We start from the raw sequence: 3,473 nt of genomic DNA on the forward strand, positions 1-3,473 counted from the left end.
TCAAATCAGCGATTTTCAACAACCTAGAAGAAAGCAATGAATTATCGCCTGAAAAATTGGCTAACGACCTTTTTGATAACAATCTGACGGCTCGTTTGAGCTTTATTGACCAAGTCAAAGAAGCAGTACCAGAGCCAGTTCAATTTGATGAAATTGATGCCAGTCGTCAGCTTAAAAAATTTGAAAACCAAAAACTTTCCTTGTCAAATGGAATTGAGCTCATCGTTCCCAATAACGTCTATCAAGACGCCGAGTCTGTTGAGTTTATCCAAAACGACAATGGAACCTACTCAATCTTAATCAAAAATATCGAGGATATCCAAAGTAAATAATGTTTAAACGAATTCGAAGAGTGCTTGTACTGGCAGTCTTCCTTTTTGCTGGCTATAAAGCTTACCGTGTTCACCAAGATGTCAAGCAAGTCATGACCTACCAACCCATGGTGCGAGAAATCTTGAGTGAAAAAGACACCCCAGCAAACGAAGAGCTTGTGCTCGCTATGATTTATACTGAGACAAAAGGAAAAGAAGGCGATGTTATGCAGTCTAGTGAGTCTGCAAGTGGTTCCACCAACACCATCAATGATAATGCCTCTAGCATTCGGCAAGGCGTTCAAACTCTGACAGACAATCTCTATCTGGCCCAGAATAAAGGTGTTGATGTCTGGACAGCTGTTCAAGCCTATAATTTTGGACCTGCCTATATCGATTTTATCGCCCAAAATGGCAAGGAAAACACCTTAGCTCTGGCCAAACAGTACTCTCGTGAGACTGTTGCCCCTTTGCTTGGTAATACCACTGGAAAGACTTATAGTTATATTCACCCCATTTCCATTTTTCACGGTGCCGAACTCTATGTAAATGGAGGAAACTATTATTATTCTAGACAGGTGCAACTCAACCTTTACATCATCAAATGTTTCACTCTCTTTTCGACATCTGGCTAGCCCAGGTGTTTTTGTTATAAGTTTTCTTTAAGATAGATATATTACTCTAGAAAGGTAAAGGAGGAAAATCCCTATGAGAAAGAAACTCTTTCTGACTAGTGCTGCGGTCTTGTGGGCAGTAACAGCTATGAATAGCGCCCATGCAGCAACAGATGTTCAAAAAGTCATCGACGAAACCTATGTTCAACCTGAATATGTCCTAGGTTCATCATTGTCTGAAGATCAAAAAAATCAAACCCTAAAAAAACTAGGTTACAATGCCTCAACAGACACCAAAGAACTCAAGACCATGACACCTGATGTCTATTCTAAGATTATGAATGTTGCTAATGACTCTAGTTTACAGTTGTATTCATCAGCCAAGATTCAAAAACTAGGTGACAAGTCGCCACTTGAGGTCAAAATTGAAACACCAGAAAACATCACTAAGGTGACTCAGGATATGTACCGCAATGCGGCCGTAACTTTGGGTGTGGAACACGCCAAAATCACTGTAGCAGCACCTATTCCCGTTACAGGAGAAAGTGCTTTAGCAGGGATTTATTATTCGCTAGAAGCTAATGGAGCCAAGGTGCCACAAGCCAACAAAGATTTGGCTCAAGAAGAGTTGAAGGCTTTGTCAGATATCAATGCTGAAAACAAGGACAAAACTGGCTATGATGCTAATAAATTAAACGTTGCCCTCGCTGATATCAAGTCAGGACTTGCCAAAGCTAAAGAAAGTAAGGGAAATCTGACAGAGGAAGATGTCCGCAAGATCGTTGAAGATACTTTGAAAAATTACAAACTTGATCAGGTCATAACAGGAAACCAGATCAATATCATCATCAATTTTGCTTTAAATCTCTCAAAGAGTGATATCCTCAGCAATGCAGACTTCACAAAAACCTTGAATGATCTTAAACAAAGCATCGTATCACAAGCTGGCGACAGTTTTAAAAATATTAACCTTAACTTTGATGCTGATAAGGCGCTAGAGGACGGTGGTAATTTCCTAAGCTCCCTCTGGCAAGCCATTGTCAACTTCTTCAAGAGTTTTGGTTCTTAAGAAATTTCATGGTATAATAGATGGTAACCGTAACGTTGCCGTCTTTTTTGTCGGCCGATAGAAAGAGAAAAGAATGTTAAAGAAAAATGATATTGTAGAAGTTGAAATTGTTGACTTGACCCATGAAGGTGCAGGGGTGGCCAAGGTGGATGGTTTGGTATTTTTTGTCGAGAATGCTTTACTAAGTGAAAAAATCCTCATGCGAGTCCTCAAGGTCAATAAAAAGATTGGATTTGGGAAAGTTGAAGAATACCTTGTCCAGTCACCACACCGTAATCAAGATCTAGATTTGGCTTACCTGCGTTCAGGAATCGCAGACTTGGGGCATCTTGCCTATCCAGAACAGCTCAAGTTTAAAACCAAGCAAGTTAAGGACAGTCTCTACAAGATTGCTGGAATTGCAGATATAGAGGTTGCTGAAACCCTTGGCATGGAAAATCCAGTTAAGTATCGTAACAAGGCACAGGTCCCTGTTCGTCGAGTAAATGGTGTCTTGGAAACAGGATTTTTCCGTAAGAATTCCCATGACCTCATGCCTCTAGAAGATTTCTTTATCCAAGATTCTGTGATTGATGAGCTAGTTGTAGCCCTACGCGACTTGCTCCGTCGTTATGATTTGAAACCTTATGATGAAAAGGAACAAGCTGGCTTGATTCGGAACCTCGTGGTTCGTCGTGGCCACTATTCAGGCCAAATTATGGTTATCTTGGTGACAACTCGTCCTAAAATTTTTCGAGTGGAGCAATTGATTGAACAACTAATCAAGCAGTTCCCAGAGATTGTGTCTGTTATGCAAAATATTAATGACCAGAACACTAATGCTATTTTTGGTAAGGAATGGCGTACGCTTTATGGTCAAGACTATATTACCGACCAAATGTTGGGAAATGACTACCAAATCGCTGGTCCCGCTTTTTACCAAGTCAATACTGAAATGGCTGAGAAACTCTATCAGACAGCCATTGACTTTGCAGTATTAAAAGCAGATGATGTGGTTATTGATGCCTACTCGGGAATTGGAACGATAGGTTTATCAGTCGCCAAGCACGTTAAGGAAGTTTATGGTGTTGAAGTGATTCCAGAAGCGGTTGAGAATAGTAAGAAGAATGCTCAACTGAACAATATTTCAAACGCCCACTATGTCTGTGACACAGCTGAAAATGCAATGAAGAATTGGCTTAAAGATGGAATTCAACCAAGCCTTATCCTAGTGGACCCACCAAGAAAAGGACTCACAGAAAGCTTTATCAAGGCAAGTAGCCAAACAGGAGCAGACCGTATTGCCTATATCTCTTGTAATGTCGCAACCATGGCGCGTGATATCAAACTCTACCAAGAGTTGGGATATGAACTGAAGAAAGTACAGCCGGTGGATTTGTTTCCTCAAACGCATCATGTGGAGTGTGTAGTGTTGCTGGTTCGATCTTAGTCAGTCAATAAAACGATATGTTTTTAAAAAATTATAATTTCGAAACGTGA

At 40.4% G+C, this 3,473-nt stretch carries 4 protein-coding genes; all 4 read left to right on the forward strand.

Annotation, left to right across the window (positions count from 1 at the left end):
• Positions 1-332: nucleoid-associated protein (locus QZ565_RS08740; RefSeq protein WP_295528332.1), on the forward strand; the 332-nt coding region annotated here is incomplete at its 5' end.
• Complete coding sequence (gene pmp23 / locus QZ565_RS08745; RefSeq protein ID WP_295528336.1) at positions 332-946, forward strand: cell wall hydrolase Pmp23; 615 nt, start codon at positions 332-334, stop codon at positions 944-946. The genes QZ565_RS08740 and pmp23, both read left to right, overlap by 1 nt.
• A 73-nt stretch (positions 947-1,019) precedes the next feature.
• A complete protein-coding gene (locus QZ565_RS08750; RefSeq protein WP_295528338.1) occupies positions 1,020-1,994 on the forward strand; it encodes a DUF1002 domain-containing protein in 975 nt (324 codons plus the stop codon).
• 73 nt (positions 1,995-2,067) lie between these two features.
• Positions 2,068-3,423, forward strand: coding sequence for a 23S rRNA (uracil(1939)-C(5))-methyltransferase RlmD (gene rlmD / locus QZ565_RS08755; protein WP_295528342.1), 1,356 nt, complete (start codon positions 2,068-2,070; stop codon positions 3,421-3,423).
• Positions 3,424-3,473 lie beyond the last annotated feature (50 nt).

Origin of the sequence: uncultured Streptococcus sp. (assembly GCF_915066115.1) — a bacterium.
GTDB lineage: Bacteria > Bacillota > Bacilli > Lactobacillales > Streptococcaceae > Streptococcus.

Bases quoted from the DNA above. Each gene is read 5' to 3' on its own strand.
- QZ565_RS08750 (WP_295528338.1), top strand. From the start codon at position 1,020: ATGAGAAAGAAACTCTTTCTGACTAGTGCTGCGGTCTTGTGGGCAGTA.
- rlmD (WP_295528342.1), top strand. From the start codon at position 2,068: ATGTTAAAGAAAAATGATATTGTAGAAGTTGAAATTGTTGACTTGACC.
- pmp23 (WP_295528336.1), top strand. From the start codon at position 332: ATGTTTAAACGAATTCGAAGAGTGCTTGTACTGGCAGTCTTCCTTTTT.